Source organism: Enterobacter cloacae complex sp. IR5403, from assembly GCF_049238705.1.
In the GTDB taxonomy this organism is placed as follows: Bacteria; Pseudomonadota; Gammaproteobacteria; order Enterobacterales; family Enterobacteriaceae; genus Enterobacter; species Enterobacter hormaechei_C.
Map to the genome: position 1 here is coordinate 69,449 of NZ_JBMKHP010000003.1, position 22,353 is coordinate 91,801.

21 protein-coding genes and 1 other RNA gene are annotated in these 22,353 nt (G+C 54.7%); 10 read left to right on the forward strand and 12 right to left on the reverse strand.

What is annotated here, in order from left to right:
* The first annotated feature begins 147 nt into the window (after nt 1–147).
* Complete coding sequence (locus ACOTW6_RS05410) at nt 148–510, forward strand: hypothetical protein (protein ID WP_047051437.1); 363 nt, start codon at nt 148–150, stop codon at nt 508–510.
* A complete protein-coding gene (locus ACOTW6_RS05415; RefSeq protein ID WP_213788661.1) occupies nt 510–968 on the forward strand; it encodes a DUF3828 domain-containing protein in 459 nt (152 codons plus the stop codon). The genes ACOTW6_RS05410 and ACOTW6_RS05415 overlap by 1 nt, the downstream gene beginning before the upstream one ends.
* 109 nt (nt 969–1,077) lie before the next feature.
* On the opposite strand, the gene ACOTW6_RS05420 is transcribed toward ACOTW6_RS05415, so the two are convergent.
* Together ACOTW6_RS05420 and ACOTW6_RS05425 are read right to left on the reverse strand one after the other, a co-directional pair.
* Nucleotides 1,078–1,806, reverse strand: coding sequence for a MerR family transcriptional regulator (locus tag ACOTW6_RS05420; RefSeq protein ID WP_047051440.1), 729 nt, complete (start codon nt 1,804–1,806; stop codon nt 1,078–1,080).
* A 188-nt stretch (nt 1,807–1,994) separates the two neighbouring features.
* Complete coding sequence (locus ACOTW6_RS05425; protein WP_045349020.1) at nt 1,995–3,215, reverse strand: diguanylate phosphodiesterase; 1,221 nt, start codon at nt 3,213–3,215, stop codon at nt 1,995–1,997.
* Between the two features lie 339 nt (nt 3,216–3,554).
* On the opposite strand from ACOTW6_RS05425, the gene ycgZ reads away from it, so the two are divergent.
* From ycgZ to fdhF, 4 genes are all read left to right on the forward strand, one after another.
* A complete protein-coding gene (ycgZ, locus tag ACOTW6_RS05430) occupies nt 3,555–3,794 on the forward strand; it encodes a regulatory protein YcgZ (RefSeq protein ID WP_045349022.1) in 240 nt (79 codons plus the stop codon).
* A gap of 4 nt (nt 3,795–3,798) precedes the next feature.
* A complete protein-coding gene (locus tag ACOTW6_RS05435) occupies nt 3,799–4,119 on the forward strand; it encodes a hypothetical protein (RefSeq protein ID WP_062932578.1) in 321 nt (106 codons plus the stop codon).
* A 29-nt stretch (nt 4,120–4,148) separates the two neighbouring features.
* Entirely contained in the window at nt 4,149–4,427 is a 279-nt protein-coding gene (locus ACOTW6_RS05440; RefSeq protein ID WP_003857748.1) for a biofilm/acid-resistance regulator YmgB/AriR, read from the forward strand.
* 193 nt (nt 4,428–4,620) lie between these two features.
* On the forward strand, nt 4,621–6,771 hold the full coding sequence (gene fdhF / locus ACOTW6_RS05445; RefSeq protein ID WP_213788660.1) for a formate dehydrogenase subunit alpha: 2,151 nt from the start codon (nt 4,621–4,623) through the stop codon (nt 6,769–6,771).
* Between the two features lie 52 nt (nt 6,772–6,823).
* On the opposite strand, the gene ACOTW6_RS05450 is transcribed toward fdhF, so the two are convergent.
* Genes ACOTW6_RS05450 through ACOTW6_RS05475 form a run of 6 tightly spaced genes read right to left on the reverse strand, consistent with a single transcriptional unit; the run spans nt 6,824 to nt 12,828 of the window.
* On the reverse strand, nt 6,824–7,477 hold the full coding sequence (locus tag ACOTW6_RS05450) for a helix-turn-helix transcriptional regulator (protein WP_062932576.1): 654 nt from the start codon (nt 7,475–7,477) through the stop codon (nt 6,824–6,826).
* Between the two features lie 41 nt (nt 7,478–7,518).
* A complete protein-coding gene (locus ACOTW6_RS05455; protein WP_062932575.1) occupies nt 7,519–8,031 on the reverse strand; it encodes a fimbrial protein in 513 nt (170 codons plus the stop codon).
* 11 nt (nt 8,032–8,042) lie between these two features.
* Nucleotides 8,043–8,990 (reverse strand): fimbrial protein, encoded by a 948-nt coding sequence (locus tag ACOTW6_RS05460; protein WP_213788659.1) that lies wholly within the window; start codon nt 8,988–8,990, stop codon nt 8,043–8,045.
* Nucleotide 8,991: 1 nt separating this feature from the next.
* Nucleotides 8,992–11,535, reverse strand: a complete 2,544-nt coding sequence (locus ACOTW6_RS05465; RefSeq protein WP_213788658.1) for a fimbria/pilus outer membrane usher protein — start codon at nt 11,533–11,535, stop codon at nt 8,992–8,994.
* 27 nt (nt 11,536–11,562) lie between these two features.
* On the reverse strand, nt 11,563–12,240 hold the full coding sequence (locus ACOTW6_RS05470; protein WP_213788657.1) for a fimbrial biogenesis chaperone: 678 nt from the start codon (nt 12,238–12,240) through the stop codon (nt 11,563–11,565).
* A gap of 57 nt (nt 12,241–12,297) precedes the next feature.
* A complete protein-coding gene (locus ACOTW6_RS05475) occupies nt 12,298–12,828 on the reverse strand; it encodes a fimbrial protein (RefSeq protein WP_045347448.1) in 531 nt (176 codons plus the stop codon).
* 354 nt (nt 12,829–13,182) lie between these two features.
* Here ACOTW6_RS05475 and ACOTW6_RS05480 point away from each other — a divergent pair, with 354 nt between their 5' ends.
* Together ACOTW6_RS05480 and ACOTW6_RS05485 are read left to right on the forward strand one after the other, a co-directional pair.
* Nucleotides 13,183–13,842, forward strand: a complete 660-nt coding sequence (locus tag ACOTW6_RS05480; protein ID WP_213788656.1) for a winged helix-turn-helix transcriptional regulator — start codon at nt 13,183–13,185, stop codon at nt 13,840–13,842.
* A gap of 77 nt (nt 13,843–13,919) precedes the next feature.
* Nucleotides 13,920–14,549, forward strand: coding sequence for a helix-turn-helix domain-containing protein (locus ACOTW6_RS05485; RefSeq protein ID WP_062939119.1), 630 nt, complete (start codon nt 13,920–13,922; stop codon nt 14,547–14,549).
* A 46-nt stretch (nt 14,550–14,595) separates the two neighbouring features.
* Here the strand turns inward: ACOTW6_RS05485 and ACOTW6_RS05490 are convergent, their stop codons facing one another.
* From ACOTW6_RS05490 to ydiJ, 3 genes are all read right to left on the reverse strand, one after another.
* Nucleotides 14,596–14,790 (reverse strand): YdiH family protein, encoded by a 195-nt coding sequence (locus ACOTW6_RS05490; protein ID WP_003857766.1) that lies wholly within the window; start codon nt 14,788–14,790, stop codon nt 14,596–14,598.
* An 85-nt stretch (nt 14,791–14,875) separates the two neighbouring features.
* Nucleotides 14,876–15,286 (reverse strand): 1,4-dihydroxy-2-naphthoyl-CoA hydrolase, encoded by a 411-nt coding sequence (gene menI / locus ACOTW6_RS05495; protein WP_213788655.1) that lies wholly within the window; start codon nt 15,284–15,286, stop codon nt 14,876–14,878.
* Nucleotides 15,283–18,339, reverse strand: coding sequence for a D-2-hydroxyglutarate dehydrogenase YdiJ (gene ydiJ, locus ACOTW6_RS05500; protein WP_213788654.1), 3,057 nt, complete (start codon nt 18,337–18,339; stop codon nt 15,283–15,285). Before ydiJ ends, menI begins: the two co-directional genes overlap by 4 nt.
* A gap of 199 nt (nt 18,340–18,538) precedes the next feature.
* Between ydiJ and ydiK the strand changes: the two genes are divergently transcribed.
* On the forward strand, nt 18,539–19,654 hold the full coding sequence (ydiK, locus tag ACOTW6_RS05505; protein ID WP_045911644.1) for an AI-2E family transporter YdiK: 1,116 nt from the start codon (nt 18,539–18,541) through the stop codon (nt 19,652–19,654).
* 209 nt (nt 19,655–19,863) lie between these two features.
* Nucleotides 19,864–19,971, forward strand: an RNA gene (gene rprA / locus ACOTW6_RS05510) — antisense sRNA RprA.
* 5 nt (nt 19,972–19,976) lie between these two features.
* Here rprA and ACOTW6_RS05515 read toward each other — a convergent pair.
* Complete coding sequence (locus ACOTW6_RS05515) at nt 19,977–22,352, reverse strand: glycoside hydrolase family 3 N-terminal domain-containing protein (RefSeq protein WP_213788653.1); 2,376 nt, start codon at nt 22,350–22,352, stop codon at nt 19,977–19,979.
* Nucleotide 22,353 lies beyond the last annotated feature (1 nt).

Here is a 22,353-nt window from a genome sequence, read left to right on the forward strand (position 1 = left end):
GGCGCGCATAAAGACGTTTGATGGATGAGTTAACCATTATTTATCAGTCTGATAGTGGTTAAATTCCGATCATGATTAATTACATAAACTCTTCACTTTTCGGCGTAATGTTTCCCTTGTTAACCATTCAGCTGATAAGGAAATTTTATGTCATGGAATAAACATGAGGCTGTTTCATATGCTCGCAGCCATGCCCATCATGAAAGTGGTGGTTATTGCGCCCGCGCGGTAGCTGTCGCGATACGTGCAGGCGGGTTGAAAATTGAAGGTGCTGACGCCAAAGACTTTTGGCGTTCTCTCGAAAAGGCGGGCTTCAAAAAAGCATACGGAACCCTTCTGGAAGGTGATGTTGCTGTTATTGATGCGCTACCCGGTGAGAATCAGCACGGGCACGCATGCATTTATGACGGATCCGGAACCTGGTATTCCGATTTCAAACAAAGAACACTCTACCCTGGCCCGACGTACCGAAAAATTCAGCCAAAAATCACAATTTACAGGCATCCGTAATGAAGAAAATATTACTTTTACTCTGCATGGTGTCTGCTGTAGCTAATGCGAAACCACTCGGCCCTGCTGAGCAGGCCGTGAAGTTCAATAACTGGTATGTCAGTCAGATAGCAAAGGACATTTACCCAATATTGGACGGGAACGAGATCGATAAATTCGTCACAGCGTCAACGATGAAAAAACTGCGGCATACGCAGGATCCAGGATACGGAGAAGAAAGTGACGTATTTTACGACGCTGATTTGTTTTTAAAGGCCCAGGATATTCGTGATGACTGGTCAGCGAATGTCGCCGCCATCGCTGTAGATTCCGATCCGGTTTGCGTGAACGTTTACATCGCGTTCGGCAAGAAACAGGAGCATGTTGTCGTTGACTGCATGGTCAAAGAAAACGGGGCGTGGAAAGTGCAATCAGTTACAGCTGCACAGTACACGAGAAATGTTGCTGGCGACAAATGATCGACGATATGACAGGGGTACTGATGCAATGCATCTTTGCGAATACCCCTGTCGTATCGCCAGAAAGCAAAAATCCCGCGCTGGCGGTTTACCGTCGGCCCCCTTAACATCAGTGATGGAACGAAACGGCGAAACCCTGTTCACGCCAGTGGTCGAGTTGCTCCTGTTGACGAGGCGTAGGTGCTTTACCTGTCCAGACGAAAATTTTTTGCCCGGGAAAGAGTTCCGGACGTGGAGAATCAATCGGCTCAGCCAGCACGTCGATATGCCAGCCCTTATAGGCAAGACGGGCCGCTTCCAGCCACAAATGCGTACGGTCGTCGCACTCCCACCCGACCAGCAGCGCATCTTTACCTGCTTTTTTTCGCGACTCACCCAGGCTTGCAACGGCAAACTCAATCAGGACACCGTCGAGCAGGCTTGCCATGTGACGCACCGTATTCTGGTCCTGGTTCATTCGCTGCCGCACAGGGGTGATGATGTTATCTATCAGAACATCCATCGCATGGTCACGGCGGAACTCGCCGATTTTGGCGCGCAGTTTTGCCGGATTGGCATAGCGCAGAACGGTTAACATCTCTTCCTGAAACGATGCCCAGTTCCCCTGAGTCATCACTTCTGTATTTTCAAGAAGCGCTTTTACTTTACCGACCGAAACACCCGTTTTCATCAGGCGTTTGATCTCTTCGATACGCAGGATATCTTCATCGTCAAACTGACGATGACCCCCTTCGCTTCGCTGCGGCTTCAACAATCCATAACGGCGCTGCCAGGCACGCAGCGTAACGGGGTTGATACCGCATCGTTCGGCCACTTCGCCGATACTGTAATAGGCCATTAACTCCCTCACGCACAATACTTCCATACCTAACCAAACCAACCTTATCAGATTGTACAAATCATTTGTATAACTAACTCCTCATTCTGAGACAAGTGAATGGCTCAAAGAACCACTCACTCGTTAATGTATTGTTGTATAAATTTAGCCGTACGTACAGGTCACTTTGAAGAGTTACGTACAGGTTTTTATAAATCGTACTTTTTCTCGGGCCAGGCAATCGCCGGAATGCCCCCCAGACGCGGGCTGGCGAAAAGGTGTCCCTGGAACTGAGAAATCCCGGCAGATTCCAGCCACATCCACTCTTCAGCCAGCTCTACGCCTACCGCACAGAACAGAATTTCCAGGGAGGCGCAGCATTTAATAATTGACTGAATGATCGCCTGACGCGGGCCGCTCTTGTGCACGTTGGCAATCAAGTCACGGTTGATCTTGATTCTGTCCGGCTGGAACTGAGCCAGCAGTTGCAGACCGGCAAATCCCGCGCCAAAGTGATCGATAGCCACGCTGATCCCGGCGCTTTTAAGCTGTCTGACCGCGCTGGTGAACTCTTCAAAGCGCGAGATCGCCTCGCTCTCGGTGAACTCGACCACAATTTGCTCCGGCACAAAACCGTTCGCCTCAATTGCCGTCAGTAAAAAATCGACGGCGCCAGGAACATTGACCAGCGTCATCGGCAGCAGATTAATGGACAACGTTTGAGTCTGTAGGCCCAGCGCGCTGGCCATCGACAAAGCCACCTGCTTACTCTTCAGATCCGATTCGTACAGCGCCTCACGCGACAGATTGGCAAAGTAGCTTTCCGGGGAGTCACCGGACGGCGTGCGGATCAGGGCTTCCCAGGAAACCACCTGCTGCATAAACGGATCGACGATAGGTTGAAATGCGAAACTACAGTCCGCACCCTTTGCCACAACCGTTGGCTGGGAGGATAACGGCGTATTTTCGGTGACAAATTCCCAGGCGTCAGCCGGAGGCAGCTCAAAGTAGTTGGCTTTTTCAGTGGCCTCAACGAAGGTGCGGAAAAATTGCAGGGCGCGATCGTTATAGGTCAGCTGATAGCGGGTTGTACCTTTATCGAGTACCTGTTGCAGCACTTCGTCGGTGTCGTACTGACGAAGGTCAAAGAGCTCCATACCCACGTTGCCAAAACGTCTTGAAGGCCCGTGATCGCTTAACAACTCGACCACGTTGTGATGCCGTGGGTCACGGCAGATGAGCTCATAGATCTCCTTAACGTTCTCAGCGGGCCCTTCAAGTAACTGAAAAAAATGTGTGCCGTTAAACAGCAAAATCCCCGTCACATCGAACTGGCGATTTCTACAATTTGCAGCAGCGACCATGTCTTCCAGCGCTTTCACTGGAACGTCCTCGCAGATATGACTGCGGTAAATGATGGTTGTGAGCATGCTAATCCTGAAGATTGAGGGGGTGACCACGAAAACACGTGGGGAGAACTCTGTTATAGCACATTAATTGCCCAACAAATAATTTACAACTCAACGATTTACACGGCTTCTTTGCGCCTTTTCCTGGCATGTACAACTCTGCGACGCCATTTCGAATTGTACAATATATCTTGTGAATCCCGCAGTAAACTGCATACATATAACTATATGATAAATAAATACTTTATTAAATATATTATAAAATATTTAAAAAATTGTACATTTTCAATGTACAGATTTGAAAATTATGTATACCTTAAATGTAACGTTACTGATTACGAAAATTTACAGGAGCGAAACATGCAGCAGAACGGACACTTCGCAGACTCAGCAACAGCAATTGCGCAGTACTTCGAAAAAGCCGCGCTTCCTACTCAACAGGAAACATTGGGTCAGGTTGTTGTTGAAATCCTTAGCGACGGGCGGAATCTGAATCGCAAATCGCTCTGCACAAAACTATTAAGTCGCCTTGAAAAGGCCAATGGCCCGGAAGAGGAACATCATTATCACATGCTTCTTGGCCTGCTCTTCGAACGTTAATGTTATGAAGAGCAGTGATGCGGACAGACTGATCGACCAGCTTATTGGAGAAGCCGCTCTTTCACTTTTGAAGGAGCGCGGTCCCGTGACGACCGAGGGATTGATTCAGCGTCTGCGTAACATGCAAGCATATGAAAAGGATCCCCAGCGGCGGGAGACATTAGCGCGAGTGATAGCTGAAATCAGCTCTGGCACGGTCGCTTTTAAAGGTCGCAGAACCGCACAAGGACGAATATCGAGAGAGGGATCTCTCAAAAATAACCGAGACAATGTAGTGCCGTTATTTGGAAATGGAAAACCGTCCGATCCCAAAAAGATACATTGACTACAACTTTACAGCTACGGTGAGAACAAATGAGACAAAATATTCAGCTTCAACCCGAATACCACTCCGCCTTTTTAGATAGCGCGTTGTCGGAGTATTTCCGTCACGCAGGCGATCGCTTTGCTGAAGAGTCTGCCATTTTTTCGACTGCGGTTCGTTGTGTTCTTGCTTCCGAAGGTCATCTGACCAACAAAGCGATCATACTCTGGCTGATCCAGACGCTGGAATCCACCGACGATGTCGTTAAGGCGGATGTGATCCGCAAGACGCTGGAAATTGTCGTCGGTTACACCATGGACGATCTTTAACGCCTCTCTCTTCCCATCCCTGCGGATAGCGTGTCATCGTCACTTCTGACGAACAGACTGACGATGACACGCCCTCTTTTGCCTAACACCCTGTTAATCAAGCACCCTGAATGTGGCATGGATCCTGCTTAGTCCACTAAGGGACTGGGCTTTCCAGTAAACAGTGCTTCATTTCTTAACAGGTCTGTTATTGATGAAAAAAATCGCCAGCGTCTGCCCCTACTGCGGTGCAGGCTGCAAACTAAACCTCGTCGTTGAAAATAACCGGATTATCCGTGCCGAAGCCGCTGATGGCGTAACCAATCAGGGCACGCTTTGCCTGAAAGGGTACTACGGCTGGGACTTTCTTAATGATACACGGCTGCTTACCCCCCGCCTGACGCAGCCCATGATCCGCTACAGCAAAGGCGAGGCCTTTACCCCTGTGACCTGGGAAGAAGCCATTCGCTATACCGCTCACAGGCTTAAAAGCATCAAAGAACAGTACGGCCCTCGCTCCATTATGACCACGGGTTCCTCGCGGGGAACGGGCAATGAGACCAACTACGTGATGCAAAAATTTGCCCGTGCGGTGCTGAATACTAACAACGTCGACTGCTGCGCCCGCGTCTGTCACGGTCCGTCCGTTGCCGGTTTACAGGAGACCCTCGGCAACGGCGCCATGAGCAATTCCATTAACGATATTGAAAACTCAAAATGCCTGCTGGTATTCGGCTATAACTGCGCCGACTCTCACCCCATCGTCGCCCGACGGGTGCTTAAAGCCCGTGAAAATGGCGCTAAAATCATCGTCTGCGATCCGCGTCATATTGAAACGGCACGCATTGCCGATCTTCATCTTCAGTTAAAAAATGGCAGTAACATGGCGCTGGTCAATGCCTTTGGCTATGTCCTGCTGGAAGAGGAACTGTACGACAAAAACTACGTTGCCCGCTTTACCGAAGGGCTTGAGGCGTACCGGCTGACGGTAAAAGATTACGCCCCCGAGCAGGTTGAACATCTGACGGGGATCCCCGCGCGGGATGTTCGTCAGGCAATGCGCATGTTCGCGGCGGCGCCTTCAGCGACGGTGATGTGGGGAATGGGCGTCACGCAGTTTGGTCAGGCGGTCGATGTGGTGAAAGGTCTCTCCAGCCTGGCGCTGCTGACCGGCAATCTGGGCCGCCCTGCCGTCGGCGTGGGTCCGGTTCGCGGGCAAAATAACGTTCAGGGTGCCTGCGATATGGGCGTTCTGCCCAATATGTTCCCCGGCTACCAGGACGTCACTGATCCGGCGGTCAGACTGAAATTTGCCGATGCGTGGAAAATCAATGTCAACCGGATGGACGATCGCGTCGGGACGCGTATCACCGAAGTGCCGCATCTCGCGCTGGAAGGTAAGATCAAAGCGTATTACATCATGGGGGAAGATCCGCTTCAGACAGAAGCCGATCTGGGACTGGTCCGCCGCGGCGTTGAGGCGCTCGATTTTGTGGTGGTTCAGGACATCTTTATGACCAAAACGGCAGAGGTGGCTGACGTGCTGCTCCCTGCCACCTCATGGGGAGAACACGCCGGCGTGTTCACCTGTGCCGATCGCGGCTTCCAGCGTTTCGGCAAAGCCGTTGAGGCCAGCGGCAACGTGAAGCGCGACTGGGAGATCATCAGCCTGCTGGCCACGGAGATGGGCTATCCTATGCATTACGAGGATAACCAGCAGATCTGGGACGAAATGCGCGAGCTGTGCCCCCTCTTCTACGGCGTGACCTACGAAAAAATGGGCGAGATGGGCCATGTGCAGTGGCCCTGCCCAACCCTCGATCATCCCGGCACGCCCTACCTGTACAAGGATAATCAGTTCGACACCCCCACTGGCAAAGGCCAGCTATTTGCCGCCCCCTGGCGCGCCCCGGCGGAGATACCGGATGCGGATTACCCGCTGGTACTGTGCACGGTGCGCGAAGTGGGTCACTACTCCTGTCGCTCAATGACCGGGAACTGCGCGGCGCTGCAAAGCCTGGCCGACGAGCCGGGCCGGGTGCAGATCAACCCGGCGGACGCGGATGAACGGGGGATTGCCGAGGGCCAGCTGGTCTGGGTGCGTTCACGCCGGGGTAAAGTGATCACCCGCGCCAGCATCAGCGAGCGCATCAATGCGGGAGCAATCTATATGACCTACCAGTGGTGGATTGGCGCCTGTAATGAGCTGACGCAGGATAATCTCGACCCGATCTCCAGAACGCCGGAAACGAAGTATTGCGCCGTGCAGCTGGAGGCGATCGAGGACCAGCGCCGGGCGGAGGATTTTGCGGCTTCCTCATACCAGACCATGAAGACGCGGTTGATCGCTGCGGTTAACGTTTAAATGCATTGCCGGGCGGCGGCTATCGCTGCCCGGCCCGCTATCCGCTGCCGTTTCAGGCTATTTGTTGTGCATAATTATTTTCCAGGTAATCGCGAAGCAGGTTCGGTCGGCTTTTTTTCTCCATCAGCCTTCTCAACAGTACGATCAGCTCGTAATCGCTTCGCAGATTAAATTTCTGCATCATCATATATTTATGGGTAAAGACCGTTTTTTCGCTCATCTGCAACGCGTTTGCGGTCTGCACCACCGACAGCCCCCGGTAAAAATTGACCATAATACGAATCTGTTGCCGGGATAAACCTTTATGCTGGCAGTCGAAACAGGTCTTTTTATTCCAGGTGTAACCCGGTAATTGCGTTGCGAACCACGCAATAAACAGAACGCCGCTTATACGATCAAGCGACGCCCGGCGCGGGAGAAAAATGATGTCCTGAAAGCAGGAAGGCAGCGCCGAAAAGCGCTGCTCATCGTCAACGAGACCTATCACAATGCCTTTTTGCCTGGCCAGTAACTCCGGAAAACAGGTCAGCGTTTCCCCCTGACATAATGAAAGAACAATAATATCGGCCTGGCTGACGTTTTCATTGGTCAGCGCCAGGTGAAATGTAATGGAGCGATGAAAGTTATGCTTAAAAAAATCGTCGAAAAAGCTCTGTAGCCCAGCCTGAAAAAACAGATCCGTTTCCTGAATCAGAATATTTAACATAGTTCACACCAACGTCTTTAAAAAAGGCTTATCACCGGCATTCAGTTGTACTGCATCGTCATCATAACAACCGCACTGATGCTTCCCGGCGTGGCGCCGCCCGTCATGGATGTTACCGAGGCCAGCATAGCCAATGTCGCGGTTCTGTCCGCGGCAATGGTCTGGGTCATGCTGGAGCCTGTTCCTTTAAGCGCACCGGTTTGGGCATCGCGCATGGCTATCGCCACATGCGTGGCCGAACCGCTGTTCATAAAATAGTCCGCGCCCGCCTCGGGATCGGGGCTGCCGGTGAAAGCGACGGTCACACTCTGCGTTCCCGTTGGGCACTGGGTAAACAGCAGACTGAAAGGCACCGGATCCGATGTTGAGCCCGGCGTCGCCATATTGGTTGCCTGAATATTGCCCAGGTTGACATCGAGGCTGTTACTGCCGCCATTAAATATGCACGGCGACGCCACGATATTTCCCGTCACACCGATGTTGACGCTATCAGCGGAGCATACCTTCCCGCTGAGTAAGGCAAGTAAAAGCAGTGTCCAGCATCTTATTTTCATCTTCTTACCTGCTACTGGTAGGTCACATTAAGGGTGGCGGAGGCATTCGCTGAACCTGACTCCACGCGGGTTAACGTCTGGTAATATCGGGCCGTTAGTGGCAATGTCTCTTGCCCCCCGGCAGACTGCCGCAAAAACAGTCGGCTGTTCATCACCAGCGGTGCACCGTTATAGATAAGCTGCACCCCCACCCCTTTTGCAGTGCCGGCATTTCCCTGCCCGGTTAAGGCCATCACGCTGGTATTGGCGCTGTCCGGATTCTGTATTCCACTGAGCGAGACCGTAATATTGGTTCCGGCGGCACAGGTCAGGCCCAGGTTTTGCGTGTTCTGTGCTCCCGCTGGCGTGGTGCCCACCGTGGAGCCGAACGCCGAAGCGGGAATATCCCCTATCGGAAACGTCAGCTGGGCCGTATTCACCGTGCACGCCAGAGCATTGATGGTGCCGGAGGTGAGCTGCGTGGTCAGACCGTCACGGTAGAGGCCGTCGCTTCCCTGAAGCGTCACGACGCCAATCACACCCGGCGTTAATGCCCCCGATGAGACCGGACCCGTCACCACCAGCTCAATCCTCCCGCCGTACCAGTCCACATAGGTGGTCTGCGCATTGTACGAGAACGTATTGCTCGGGTTTTCAAAATAACCGTTGGAAGAAAAGCGTATTCCTATCCCGCTGACGTTCGTGTTGTAAACATGGTTGCCGTAACTGCTCAACGTAGCGCTGTTGTAGCGCAGGCTGAATCCCAGCATCAGCGGATTCGTACACCCGGTAAGATAGGAGCCTGTGGCTGACGCCGCGCCGGAAAATACCACCGTGCCGACAGGCGCATCGCGCTGCACGTTGATCGTCCCCACGGACAGGGTGGAAAGCTGCGGGGTAATGGTGGTGCAGGTACCGGCCCGAGCCATATTTGCCGCCGCGAGCAAACAGAGCAGCAGCATCGCGTTAAGACATTTCATGTTAGCGTTCCTGACGGCAGGTGGCGCGCATATCAGCGATCCCACCGTACGTTGAGTGATTCGGCAGCGTGAAATCAGCGCGGCATTGCTGGCTGGCCTGACTTCCCCATGTGGCGACTAACGTTCCCTGCTCGCGCATCCCGGTTAAATAGACCTGACCGCGATCGCCGACAATAAAACTGCCGCTGTCATCACCCACAAGGGTGACCACCGCCCCAAACGGAACGGCGCGATCGTTGTCGGTCAGGGTCATCAGCACCCGGCGACCTGACTTCGGCAGATAATCGGCTCTCACCACCGCTCCCCGCGTCGGCGTCACAGTGCGGGTGTTGATCTCCAGCTCGACATCGTCAGGCATATTTTCCGGGTCGAGGGTGAGATCGTTTTTCCGGTAGACAGAAAGGTTGCTCACGACCGTATATCCGCGAAAATCTGTCCGTACACCGGGCTGATTGCAGATATCCACGTCGTGGGCGCCAGGGGCTTTAATTAGGACGCTGGTCTCCCCCAGCGGCTGGGAAAGCGTTATGCCATCAGCATGGGCGAGAATGCCGCCTTGCAGCCCGTAATTCAGGCGTTCACTGTTTTTGTCATAACCATAACCTGCCGTGACTTCGCCATAGATGCCTTTGTAATCCGCGTTCACGTTGCCGGTATAGCCCACGCCCTCTGTGCCATATCCCTGCTGTACGTTCCAGCTCAGGGAACGGTTTTCGAGCGCCACTCCGTTCAGGCCGACGTTATGCGTCGTCCCGTTATGCTTACTGGCGTTCATGCCATAGTTAGCCCATGTCTGCGGCAAAAATTTATCCAGCGGAATGCTGACGTTGAACGCCAGAAGCTGGTCGTGGTCAGCGTTTTTTTGGCTGTCGCGGGTCTCTGACGCTGAGCGGACATTTTTGCTGTAGGTCCATGTCAGGCCATAGCTGATGTTGTGCCAGTAGTTGCTATAGCCGACGCTCCAAGACGCCATCGATTTACCGTCATTCCAGTAATCTTCCCGCGCCGCACTGAGGGTAAGCGCGCCCAGGTTGTCCCCCAGCGTCTGGCTCATCGTCAGCTCGGCACGGTTACGTCGCCTGTCCTGAAGCGCGCTGCTGTCGCCGTACGAATCGAGGACGTCCTGCATGCCGTAATAGCCGCGGGTCGAGTAGCGATACCCGGCAATCGAAAAGTTGGTCCCGGTAGTGATAAAATTCTTGCTGTATCGGGCCCGCCACGACTGACCGTTTGTTTTCGCGGCATGCTCCGGCGTTGACCAGCCCTGAGTGACGTCTGCGGATACAGCCCCGAGATCGCCCATGTTCTTGCCCACCCCCAGAGCCGCCGACTGGTACTTATCTGCCCCCTGGACGCCGCCATAGAGCGTAATACCGTGCGGGAGGCCGTAAATTCCGGTCAGTTGCCCGAAGGGGGTTTTCTCCACGCTACGGTTATACGAGCGATACTGCCCGGCGGTAAGGGCATATTTCAGGCGTCCCTCCCGTTGCAGGACCGGCAGCGAAGCGTACGGCAGGGTGAAATGTTGCTCACTGCCATCGGCTTCGACGATCGTCACATCAAGATCGCCCGCGCCGCCGGTGGGATACATATCGGCGATCTCAAACGCGCCCGGCGCCACATAGCTTTGGTAGATTTGATAGCCATTCTGACGCACCACGACCTGCGCGTTAGTTCGCGCAATACCGCGCACCACCGGCGCATAGCCTTTCAGGGAATCCGGCAGCATATCGTCGTCGGACGCCAGCTGGACGCCGCGAAACGGCATGCTGTCAAAGACATCGGCAGGCGCGGAACTGTCCCCGAGCGTAAACTGGGCTTGCAGGGGAATAATCGCGCGCTGCATCAAGGTATAGACGTTATCCCACTTATCCTGGCCGGACGCATCGCGGGACCAGGTGGTGTAGTTGCGTAACCGCCAGGGACCGACGTTGATCCCCGGCCGCAGGTTTGCATACTGGCTGTCGCTGCGGGTGCCTGCCCCGCTTCTTGCCCGGCTGTTCGCCCCGCTCAGGCTGTAGTTCAGCATGGCCGCGGTAATGCCTTCATCCCACATATCCGGCGGAACGTAACCTCTCGCTGGCAGGTCTATGGCCGCCTGTGGGATGCTGATCGCCAGGCGCTGGGCGCCAAACTGGAAATCCGCGCTGGCCTGTGGAATCGCCCTGAGATCGGCACATTCACCTTCCCCGGCGGCGAGCTGCGGGAAAAGCGCCGTTTTCACGCCCCACGCTTTTAACTGCCCGATACTCAGGCACGGCTGCAACGTTTCACTGCCGTTAGCATCCTTCACTGCCATAAAACGAATATCCCGCGTTTCCAGCAGCCGATCGTCAAGAATAATATCAACGTGGTATGTCCCGGGCGCCTGCGAGCCGGATTCAAAGGCAGATAAATCCGCTTTTCCCATTCCGGGATTATCCAGCTCTACCAGTTCCGTATTAAACGTCTCACTGGCATACAGCGTGGGAGAGACACCAGCAAGCGCGAGAGCAATAAATATTGCCAGACGCGCAGGCTGCATTGTATTCAATGCCGTTGTCATGACGAGCACCTCATTAACGCAGAAGGATCACAAACTGGCCCTGTGTAATTCGCCAGGGCTGCCATAATCGTTAATGACTTTAAACGTCAGCGTATTGCCAGTGCTTCCATTCGGTAACGGAAAACGGGCTGAGCCTGAAGGCATCACGTACGTGACATCGTCAAGTTTCTTATCACCCAACGTAATTTCATTGAAATTGATAACGTACGGCGTAGGGTTATTAACCTGAAGCGTATTTCCCGCACGACGCCAGGTTAATTTATTGGCCTGCTCCTCGGGGGTAGACGTACGAAGCGTCTCTGGCCGATAAATTAATTTGATGCGCGTTTTGACGGCAATTTGCAGCGAGTTCATCTGCTTTGAGGCTGACGGAATAGCTTTAATGTTCAGCCAGAATAAACTCTCCTGCCCCTGAGGCAGCGAGCCTGTCATGACTATACGCTCAAGGTTTTTTTGCCCGCCGTCCAGCCGATACAGCGGAGGGGTGATAATAAAAGGCGCTTTACCCGATTGTTCATCCTGAACATCTATCCGCGACTGGATTAAATAAGGAACGTTATCAGGATTCGTAATATTTATTGACGCCTCTTTTTTAGCCCCATCAAAAATAACACGGGTGCCGCCAATAATTACGCCTGCACTGGCGGATGTTAACGTCAGCGGTAACAGCGCCATAGCCAGGCCCGTTGTCGTGATAAAACGCATTTTTTTACCTCATAAAACAAGGGGCCGGGTGGCCCCCCGCTAATTACTGCCATTGACTTAGTTGTACACCACAGAGAAGTTTGCGACCGAGTTAGCCGGGCCCGCGGTAACGGATGCCGCGGTGGAGATATACTGCGCGTAGAAGTTCAGCGTATTATCAGCCGTACTGCTGAGTGGGTAGATATAGCTGTTGCTGCCGTGCAGCGGCAGATCGGCTTTATCTGCCGTCATCAGGTTAATCGCCACCCCGGTGGCCGCCCCCGCCACGGACGTATCAATCGCCAGCAGGCTGGCGTTGGTTAAATCCGGCGTGCCGTCAAAACGGACTTTTGCATTGGTGACCGTTACCGGACAGTTTTTCAAAATAATATTAAATTGCGTCGCAGCCGTTCTCGCCCCGGTTGTCGGGAATTCCGTTTTATAATAATCGCCCAATACCACCACCTGATTCTGGGATGCCACATCAACGTCGCAGGCAGAATCCAGAATATTTCCGTTAAAATTAACGGTACCGGCCGCTGCGAATGCATTGGTCATGGTGAGTACAGAACCTGCTGCTACCATTGCCATCATCAATTTTTTATTCATAATTTTATATCCCGTATTACTCTATTTATTACCGACATTCAGTTGCAGAAATAAAACCCCTTCCGACGAGTCAAAATTTATACAACTCTTTTTCCGCATACAATCAATTTTGAGGTCTAGCTGTAGACCCCCTTTTAACAAATACAAAACATATTCACCCGAAAATAGCTTAAGAATAATGGCCGCAGTCTACTTTTAGACCTGAATAAAAAAAGTTGCAATTTCAATTGATTAACACTTAAAAACAGATAAGTCTATAATTAGACTCGCTGCAAACATTCCCTGACCTGCTGTTTTTTAAGATAATTCTCTATGCCGATCAAAAAATGATCGCATCAGTCAGTGAGGTCTCAAATGAATACCCGATTCGCGCCTGAGTCAGAAATTGATAAGTCAACGGTGCTCGGCGCTAAGCCTTTTAAGCACATAGAAAAAATAATCGATAACGTTTTGCCGCATGCGGAGAGAGGCATTATTGCCAGAGGGGAAATTATCCATTATTACTCCGACGATATCCGTCAGTGCTTTTTACTGTTACATGGCAGCGTGGCGTTGCACCGTCGCGGGGACGGTATCGTCTTAAATTCTGAATCCGCGCCATTTATACTCGGCGTGAGCAGCCAGTTTTCTTCTGAGCACCTGTACGTCAGAGCGCTGGAAACTTCAGAGGTGGCCAGCGTTTCGCTGGCGTGTTTTAATCGTATTGTCGCACAGCAGAATTTATGGGAGCACTTCTCAAACCTGCTGATCTATACCGCATCGCGCGTCTACGAACATTGCGCTCAGATATCGCAAATGTCGGCTTATGACATTATTCGCTTTCAGCTGGTCGAATTGATGCAGGAGCCGGAAGCCATAAGACAAAACATTACCGCCGCGGCCTATATCAAAAGCCGCACCTATCTATCTCGCAGCGGCATTATGCGGATCCTCGCGGAGTTGCGGACGGGGAAATACATCACCATGGAGCGTGGCGTGCTAGTGGAGATCCATCACTTACCCCGTAAGTACTGAGGCTGTATTTATCTCTGGAGAAGGTGGAAAAGAAGAGCGACACTATAGAGAGTACTATCTCTTTCCAGGTTAACGCTATGTCTTCTGATAAACCATCGCATCGCGGCTCTCCCTATGCTCAGGAACTGATTTCTCATTTACAGCCGCACTGCGCCACGCATAGAACCGATCCCGGCGAGCAACTTGATCTCCAGGTTAACGGGCAGAGCATGTGTTATTTAATTCTTGACGGCACGGTCGCCATATACAGAAGAAGCGACGACATGATGCTTTCGACGGCGCGCAGTCCCGCCCTGTTTGGTCTCGCTAACCTGACGGACATCTATTTTACCGACTACCTTCGAACGGTAACGCCTTGCCTGATTGGTGTGCTCACGACCGATCGGGTGGCTGAAATTATCAAAGAGAAGGCGCTGTGGGGGCTGCTTTCTAATCATCTGATGTTTGTCTATAACCGCCTTTATCACAACGTCATGCCGAAAGGCGCGCCAACCGCGTATGAGATGATTCGCCAGCAGCTCGTGCTGCTGATGCAGGAAGATGACAGCTACCGACGCAGCGTGACGGCGGAAAGGTATATCAGGGATAAAACCCAGCTTTCCCGCAGCGGCGTAATGCGTATTCTGGCTGATCTGAAAACGGGCGGGTTCATCGAAATGGAAGAAGGCCGGCTGATTAAAATTAACAAACTACCTGCCAGATACTGACTGTCAGACACAAAAAAGGCCGCGCTTGCGGCCTTTTCTTCACTGCTTAATGGACGTGAACGCCCAACCGCCAGGCAAAGTAGATCTCTTCTTTCAGTTCGTTTGAAGAGAGCGCCAGCAAATCCGTAAATTCCAGCTCAAGCTGTTTCAGCTTTTTCAGGTACTGCGCGGGAGACAGATTGCTTTTATCGCGACGTAAATATTCAATTGCCAGCTGTGTTGGGGTTATTTCAGTATCCATGATGTCCTCGCTTATGTTCAAAACGTGACCAGTATATCACAATCAGGCGGCTAATTTTTGACCAAAAACAAGACATCCGGAAACTTTACACAACGGCCGTCGTCAGCCTGGATGAACAACACAGGCGATCCTGCTCGTCCAGAATATCAATCTGCCACACCTGATGACGGCTTCCGGCATGCAGCGCCCGGCAGACGCCGCGCACGCGCCCGCTGCGAACGGAGCGGATGTGGTTGGCATTGACCTCCAGCCCCACCACCTTCTGCTCTCCTTCCGTACACAGGTAGCCCGCCACCGACCCCAGCGTTTCGGCCAGCACGACGGACGCGCCGCCGTGCAGCAGGCCAAACGGTTGATGAGTACGGCTGTCTACCGGCATCGTCGCTTCCAGTTCGTTGTCGCCAATGCGCGTGAACCGGATGTCCAGCAAACCGACCATGTTCTCCGCGCCCATGGCATTTAAGGCCTCCAGCGTGACCGCACGTTTCCAGATCATCCGATAATCTCCAGTAAAGCCTGCAATGGATGGCGGACGCCGTTACCTTCCACCCGTTTCACCTGGCTGCGACAGGAGTAGCCCGTCGCCAGACAGCGGTTGCGTGGCAGGCGCTGCATCGCCTGATGCCACGACAACTCATAAATGCCGAGCGAATTAGCGTGGTTTTTGACTTCATGGCCGTAGGTTCCGGCCATGCCGCAGCAGCCCACGTTGACGCTTTCCAGCTTCGCGCCAAACCGGGCAAAGATAGAAGCCCACTGGGCAGGCGCCGTCGGCAGCGCCGTCACTTCGGTGCAGTGCCCAAACAGATACCAGGCTTCTCCGCTGACCTCCTGAGAAGGTGTTTGCGTCAGCACCGCAGGCAGCCACTCGTGCACCAGTAAGACCTGAAAATCACCGCGCTTATCGCCAAGCGTCTGCTTATATTCATCCCGGTAACAGAGCACCAGCGCCGGATCGACGCCCACCATCGGCATGCCGAGCTGCGCCACGCGATTCAGGAAATCTGAAGTTTTCTGCGCGGTTTTCGCAAAGCGGGTCAGGAAGCCTTTAATGTGCTGCGCCTTGCCGTTCGGGGAGAACGGCAGTACCACCGGCTGATAGCCGATTTTTTCGGCCAGTCGGACAAAATCGGCCACCACCTGCGCATCGTAATAGCTGGTAAACGGATCCTGCACCACCAGCACCACCTTCGCTTTCTGCTCAGGGCTTAATGCTTCCAGTTGTTCCAGAGTCATGTTCGCCGAGCGGTGCCCCACCAGCCGACGCTGGAGCGATGGCACCGACAGCAGCGGCAGATCCACCATGCCGATATGTTTTTCAGACAGTTTGCGCACCAGCGGCTGGTTGATAAAGAAGTTAAAGGTTTTTGGCGCACGGGCCATCAGCGGCGCGTAACTCTCCACCGTCGCCACCAGATGATCGCGCATCGGGCGCAGATAACGCGTGTGGTACAGCTGGAGGAAGCGGGAACGGAACTCCGGTACGTCAATTTTAATCGGGCACTGGGTTGAACACGCCTTGCACGCCAGGCAGCCGGACATCGCCTCTTTCACCTCATGCGAGAAATCGTATTCGCCTTTGTTCGCATGCCAGCTGTTGCGGGTGCGTTCGATAAGCCCGCGCAGGCTGGCGCGTTTTTCCGGCAGCTCCTGTTCCAGCTTGAGCGGGTCAACGCCGCGGTCGGCCAGCAGGCGCAGCCATTCGCGCACCAGCGTGGCACGCCCTTTCGGGGAATGAATGCGGTTGCTGGTGATTTTCATCGACGGACACATCGGGCTTTTCACATCGAAGTTGAAGCACAGCCCGTTGCCGTTGCACTCCATCGCGCCGCGCCAGGAAGCGCGTACCGCAATCGGAATTTGTCGGTCATAGGTGCCGCGCTTGACGGCGTCCACCTGCAACATCGGCGCATCAACGCCCTCCGGCGGACAGATTTTTCCCGGGTTAAGGCGGTTATCGGGATCAAACGCGGCTTTCACCTTACGCAGCTCGGCGTAGAGTTGTTCGCCAAAAAACGCCGGGCTGTACTCGGCGCGGAATCCTTTGCCGTGCTCGCCCCATAACAAACCGCCGTATTTGGCCGTGAGGGCCACGACCTCGTCGGAGATCGCCTTCATCAGGATCTCCTGCTGCGGATCGCACATGTCCAGCGCCGGGCGCACGTGCAGCACGCCCGCGTCCACGTGCCCGAACATTCCATAGCTCAGACCATGGCTGTCGAGCAGCGCGCGAAACTCCACGATATAATCCGCAAGGTGCTCCGGCGGCACGCAGGTATCTTCCGCAAACGGAATCGGCTTCGCCGCCCCTTTCGCGTTGCCGAGCAGCCCCACCGCCTTTTTACGCATCGCGTAGATTCGCTCGATGCCGGAGAGATCGTTACACAGCTGCCAGCCAATGACGCCGCCTTCCCCCTGCGCAATCAGCTCGTCCAGACGCTGGCAGAGCGTGCTCACCTGGCTCTCAATCAGCTCTGCGTCATCCCCGGCGAACTCGACGATGTTCAGGCCGAGCATCTCTTTATCCGGCACGTCGGTAATCAGTTCGCTCACCGAATGCCAGACGATATCTTCCCGGGCCAGGTTCAGGACTTTTGAATCGACGGTTTCCACCGACAGCGCCCGCGCCTCCACCATAAACGGTGCATTACGCAGCGCGGAGTCAAAGGAGTTGTATTTGACGTTCACCAGACGGCGCACCTTTGGCAACCGGGTGATATCCAGACGCGCCTCGGTGATGAAGGCCAGCGTCCCTTCTGACCCGGTCAGTACGCGGGTAAGATCGAACTGACTCAGATCGTCATTGAAGACATGGCGCAGATCGTAGCCCGTCAGGAAGCGGTTAAGCTTCGGGAATTTGTCGAGGATCAGTTCGCGATTTTCGCGGCAGCGCTCCAGCACGGTGCGATAAATCCGTCCGCTGGTGGTGCTCTCTTTTGCCAGCGTTTCGGCCAGCTCGACCGGCATCGGTTGGGTATCAAGAATATCGCCCCCCAGCAGCACCGCCCGCACACCCATAACGTGATCGGAGGTTTTGCCGTAGACCAGCGAGCCCTGTCCCGAGGCATCGGTGTTAATCATCCCCCCAATGGTCGCGCGGTTACTGGTGGAAAGCTCCGGCGCAAAAAAATAGCCGTAAGGTTTCAAAAACTGATTCAGCTGATCTTTGATCACCCCCGCTTCCACACGCACCCACCCCTCTTCCGGGTTGATCTCAATGATGCGGTTCATATAGCGGGACATATCAATGATGATGCCCTGGTTCAGCGCCTGCCCGTTGGTGCCCGTCCCGCCGCCGCGCGGGGTAAAGACCAGGGAGCTGAAACGCTCCTGCGACGCCAGACGGGCGATGAGCGCCACATCGGCGGTAGAGCGCGGGAAAACGACGGCATCGGGAAGAAGCTGGTAAATACTGTTATCGGTCGCCATCGTCAGCCTGTCGGCATAATTGGTGGCGGTATCACCTGTAAAACCCTGTTGCTCCAGTGCCTGCAAAAAATTAAGCACCAGCTGAACGACGCCCGGTGCCTGAGAAATCTGTGGGATCATTGCTGTCGACCCTAATGAGAATAGTGTGAAATCGTTTGCGTTGTGTCTGGAAAGTTTTATCACATTTTTTTCTTATGTGCTTCGTAGAATTACGGGCAAAATCCGCCTGTCAAAAATCGCTGAAATCACTAATGATTAGAGAGATGCGGTTTATATTCCCATCAGCCTTGCTGGTGTTCATTTAAGGAAAGTTTCGTTTATGGTCAATCTTCGTCAGCCCAGGGATGTCGCGCAGATACTGCTGTCGGTGTTGTTCTTAGCCATTATGATTATTGCGTGTCTGTGGATTGTTCGTCCTTTCGTGCTCGGATTTGCCTGGGCCGCGACCGTCGTCGTCGCAACCTGGCCTTTACTCTTACGTTTGCAGAAACTGCTGTTTGGTCGCCGCGGCCTGGCCGTGCTGGTGATGACATTGCTGTTGTTCCTGCTGTTTATTATTCCCATTGCACTGCTGGTTAACAGCCTGGTTGACAGTAGCGGCCCGGTTATTCGCGCGGTCACCAGCGGTGATATGACGCTGCCGGATCTCGCGTGGCTGAACAGCATTCCTGTTGTGGGCGCAAAACTGTACAGCGGCTGGCACAGCCTGCTGGAGATGGGCGGTAGCGCCCTGATGGCCAAAGTGCGTCCGTACATCGGCACAACCACCACCTGGTTTGTGGGGCAGGCTGCGCACATCGGTCGCTTCATGATGCACTGTACGTTGATGCTGGTCTTCAGCGCCCTGCTGTACTGGCGCGGCGAGCAGGTTGCGCTGGGGGTACGCCATTTCGCCACCCGACTGGCAGGTAAACGCGGCGATGCGGCCGTGCTGCTGGCAGCCCAGGCCGTCCGCGCGGTGGCGCTCGGCGTGGTGGTCACGGCGCTGGTGCAGGCGGTGCTTGGCGGAATCGGGCTGGCGATTTCCGGCGTACCGTATGCCACCATTTTCACCGTCGTCATGCTGATGACCTGTCTGGCGCAGCTCGGTCCGCTGCTGGTGCTGGTTCCCTGCATTATCTGGCTTTACTGGACGGGGGATACGACCTGGGGCACGGTGCTGCTGGTCTGGAGTTGCGTGGTGGGCACCATGGATAATGTGATCCGTCCCCTCCTCATCCGCATGGGCGCTGACCTGCCGCTGATTCTGATCCTGTCCGGGGTAATTGGAGGGTTAATTGCCTTCGGCATGATTGGCCTGTTCATCGGTCCGGTGCTGCTTGCGGTGACCTGGCGACTCTTCTCCGCCTGGGTGCATGAAGTGCCAGCGCCGGGAACCGATCCGGATGTCATCTTAAGCGAACTTGAAGAGCTGGAAGATAAGAACGCGCAGTAAGAACGGATGCCGGGTGGCGCTAACGCTTACCCGGCCTACACTCTCCACAGCAATACTTAAACGTTGCTAAACTATTTATTCTCTGCGCACTGGTCAGACCCGCCTTTTCCTGCCTAAAACCGTCATTCTCTTCAAGAAATCTTTACCTCCCTTTAACTATTGAGACGAATCCGATCGACTCAAAATCCTGGCATGCCTACTATTAAGACACGGTTATAAATCAACACCTTGATTTATAAGCATGGAAATCCCCTGAGTGAAACAACGAATTGCTGTGTGTAGTCTTTGCCCATCTCCCACGATGGGCTTTTTTTTATCCTTTTTACGGCCGTGTAATGTCACAGCGACTGAGCATCCGCCACTCCCCCGCCAGCACGCGCGTCTCTCCGCTTACCTGCACGTTCACCACCGCGCGAATATCCGCCGAGGACGCGCCAACCTGTAGCTCAAATTCCCCTGGCTCGACAATCCGCTTCCCGTCCCGGCGGGTGAAATTAAACATCTCCACCGGCAGGGTAAAGATCAGCGTGGCGGTTTCTCCCGGTGAAAGCGCCACGCGCTGGAACGCTTTCAGCTCCTGAAGCGGACGCACCTGCGTGGCGACCTTATCGCGTACGTACACCTGCACCACTTCGCTGCCGCTGCGCTCGCCGGTGTTGGTGATATCGACGCTTAACGCCACCTCTCCGTCGATCGGGACGCGGCTTTCAGCCAGGCGAGCCGCGCCCCAGCGAAACTGCGTCCAGCCGAGACCGTAACCGAACGGGTAAAGTGCGCCGAAATGGAACGCAAACGGCGTGCCGCCGCTTTTCAGCTTGTGGTTATAGTAGTACGGCATCGCCCCGGCATTTTTCGGCACACTCACTACCAGCCTGCCCTGCGGCTCCGCGCGGCCGGTTAAGACATCGGCAATCGCCCAGCCCCCTTCCTGCCCCGGCGCCCAGGCCATCATCAGCGCGGCCACCTTCTCTTCCAGCCCCTGAAGGTTATAAGGCCGCCCGCCCGTCATGACGACAATGACCGGCTTACCGGTAGCCACCAGCGCCTCCAGCAGCTGTTGCTGCACGCCCGGCAGATCCAGCGAATCGGTATCCGACCCTTCCCCCACGGTGCCGCTCTGGAACAGCCCGGCGAGGTCGCCCACGCAGGCCACCACCACGTCACTCTCTTCTGCCGCGCTCACGGCGTCGGGGATCAGATCCGTGCGTTGTGAAACCGGCGATTGCTGCATCGGTTTACCGCCGCTGTCGCCCGGGAACACCGGCGCGCCCGCCATCCGTTTTTCGATAATGTGGCACCCTTTGGCGTAACGTATCTGCGATGCGCCAAGGTACTGTTCCAGCGCCGCGCGCGGGGTAGTCACCTGCGAGGTCTCTTCAACCATATCGCTGATGATCAGATGAACCGGGAAGCTGTAGCCGCTCAGCAGCGCCAGCGGATCGTCCGCCGTCGGCCCCACTACCGCTACACGGGGTTTTCCGCCGAGGGGCAAAATGCCGTTATTTTCCAGCAGCGTGATCGATTTTGTTGCCACCTCGCGCGCCACCTGCCGGGTCGCCTCATTCTGCAAATCGATACCGTCTTCGTCGGCGTACGGTTTTTCAAACAGTCCGAGACGGAATTTTTCACTGAGCACGCGCGCCACAATCTCATCCACTTTCGCCATTGAGATAAGCCCACGCTCTACCGCTTCCGCCAGATGACGCGCGCAGTCATCCTTAGGCAATTCCACGTCCAGCCCGGCGTTAAACGCCAGCGCCGCCGATTGTGCTGGATCGTGAGAAATCCCGTGGTGCTGGTGCAGCAGGCTGACGCCGCCGTAATCCGCCACGATAATGCCGTCGAAGCCCCACTGTTCACGCAGCACGGTGGTGAGCAGGAAATGGTCGCTGTGTCCTGGCTGATTATCAATGTCGTGATAGGCTGGCATCACCGAACCGGCGTTGGCCAGCTTCACCGCCATCTCAAACGGCAGCAGGAAGGTATCGTTTAGCTCGCTGAAACCGAGGTGGACCGGCGCATGGTTGCGCGCCCCTTCGCTGAAGGAGTGGCCGACGTAATGTTTCAGGGTCGCCAGCAGATCGCGCTTATCGCCCTGCAACCCCTTCACGTAGGCCGTCGCCATCACCCCTACCAGCCACGGATCTTCCCCAAAGGTCTCTTCCGTCCGTCCCCAGCGCACATCGCGCGAGACATCCAGTACCGGGGCCAGCCCCTGCTGGCACCCGACGGATCGGGCCTCTTTGCCAATCTGCTCCGCCGCGCGCTGCACCAGCGCCGGGTCCCAGGTGGAACCGTAGTTCAGCGACGACGGGAACAGGGTTGCATCTTTGCACAGCAGCCCCACCAGACACTCCTCATGAAACAGCGCCGGAATGCCGAGCCGGGTCTCCTCCATCATCATGCGTTGCAGGCGGTTGGCGGCACGCACGCCGGTTTTTGCATCAACAATGTGCGTGCCGAGCGGACGGGTGATCTGCCCGACGCCGAGCTTCAGCCTTTCGCCGAGGGACGCCTGTTCGCTTACGCCAGCGAATTCATCGCTCAGATCGCTGCGCTCGCGGTGGTTGCCGTGTTCATCGAGGATCAGCCAGTACGCGTGCATCTGGGCAAATTTCTCTTCCGGCGTCATACGCGCCAGTAAATCAGCGACACGCTCGTGTACGGGACGTCCCGCGTCCTTGTAGATCGCAGTCATG

What these genes read in the sequence shown, in the direction of transcription:
- ACOTW6_RS05450 (WP_062932576.1), bottom strand. Translation starts at nt 7,477, where the DNA reads ATGTTAAATATTCTGATTCAGGAAACGGATCTGTTTTTTCAGGCTGGG.
- ACOTW6_RS05425 (WP_045349020.1), bottom strand. Translation starts at nt 3,215, where the DNA reads ATGCTCACAACCATCATTTACCGCAGTCATATCTGCGAGGACGTTCCA.
- ydiJ (WP_213788654.1), bottom strand. Translation starts at nt 18,339, where the DNA reads ATGATCCCACAGATTTCTCAGGCACCGGGCGTCGTTCAGCTGGTGCTT.
- ACOTW6_RS05490 (WP_003857766.1), bottom strand. Translation starts at nt 14,790, where the DNA reads ATGGATACTGAAATAACCCCAACACAGCTGGCAATTGAATATTTACGT.
- ydiK (WP_045911644.1), top strand. Translation starts at nt 18,539, where the DNA reads ATGGTCAATCTTCGTCAGCCCAGGGATGTCGCGCAGATACTGCTGTCG.
- ACOTW6_RS05460 (WP_213788659.1), bottom strand. Translation starts at nt 8,990, where the DNA reads ATGAAATGTCTTAACGCGATGCTGCTGCTCTGTTTGCTCGCGGCGGCA.
- ACOTW6_RS05465 (WP_213788658.1), bottom strand. Translation starts at nt 11,535, where the DNA reads ATGACAACGGCATTGAATACAATGCAGCCTGCGCGTCTGGCAATATTT.
- fdhF (WP_213788660.1), top strand. Translation starts at nt 4,621, where the DNA reads ATGAAAAAAATCGCCAGCGTCTGCCCCTACTGCGGTGCAGGCTGCAAA.
- ACOTW6_RS05435 (WP_062932578.1), top strand. Translation starts at nt 3,799, where the DNA reads ATGAAGAGCAGTGATGCGGACAGACTGATCGACCAGCTTATTGGAGAA.
- ACOTW6_RS05470 (WP_213788657.1), bottom strand. Translation starts at nt 12,240, where the DNA reads ATGCGTTTTATCACGACAACGGGCCTGGCTATGGCGCTGTTACCGCTG.
- menI (WP_213788655.1), bottom strand. Translation starts at nt 15,286, where the DNA reads ATGATCTGGAAACGTGCGGTCACGCTGGAGGCCTTAAATGCCATGGGC.
- ycgZ (WP_045349022.1), top strand. Translation starts at nt 3,555, where the DNA reads ATGCAGCAGAACGGACACTTCGCAGACTCAGCAACAGCAATTGCGCAG.
- ACOTW6_RS05420 (WP_047051440.1), bottom strand. Translation starts at nt 1,806, where the DNA reads ATGGCCTATTACAGTATCGGCGAAGTGGCCGAACGATGCGGTATCAAC.
- ACOTW6_RS05480 (WP_213788656.1), top strand. Translation starts at nt 13,183, where the DNA reads ATGAATACCCGATTCGCGCCTGAGTCAGAAATTGATAAGTCAACGGTG.
- ACOTW6_RS05440 (WP_003857748.1), top strand. Translation starts at nt 4,149, where the DNA reads ATGAGACAAAATATTCAGCTTCAACCCGAATACCACTCCGCCTTTTTA.
- ACOTW6_RS05415 (WP_213788661.1), top strand. Translation starts at nt 510, where the DNA reads ATGAAGAAAATATTACTTTTACTCTGCATGGTGTCTGCTGTAGCTAAT.
- ACOTW6_RS05410 (WP_047051437.1), top strand. Translation starts at nt 148, where the DNA reads ATGTCATGGAATAAACATGAGGCTGTTTCATATGCTCGCAGCCATGCC.
- ACOTW6_RS05485 (WP_062939119.1), top strand. Translation starts at nt 13,920, where the DNA reads ATGTCTTCTGATAAACCATCGCATCGCGGCTCTCCCTATGCTCAGGAA.
- ACOTW6_RS05515 (WP_213788653.1), bottom strand. Translation starts at nt 22,352, where the DNA reads ATGACTGCGATCTACAAGGACGCGGGACGTCCCGTACACGAGCGTGTC.
- ACOTW6_RS05455 (WP_062932575.1), bottom strand. Translation starts at nt 8,031, where the DNA reads ATGAAAATAAGATGCTGGACACTGCTTTTACTTGCCTTACTCAGCGGG.
- ACOTW6_RS05475 (WP_045347448.1), bottom strand. Translation starts at nt 12,828, where the DNA reads ATGAATAAAAAATTGATGATGGCAATGGTAGCAGCAGGTTCTGTACTC.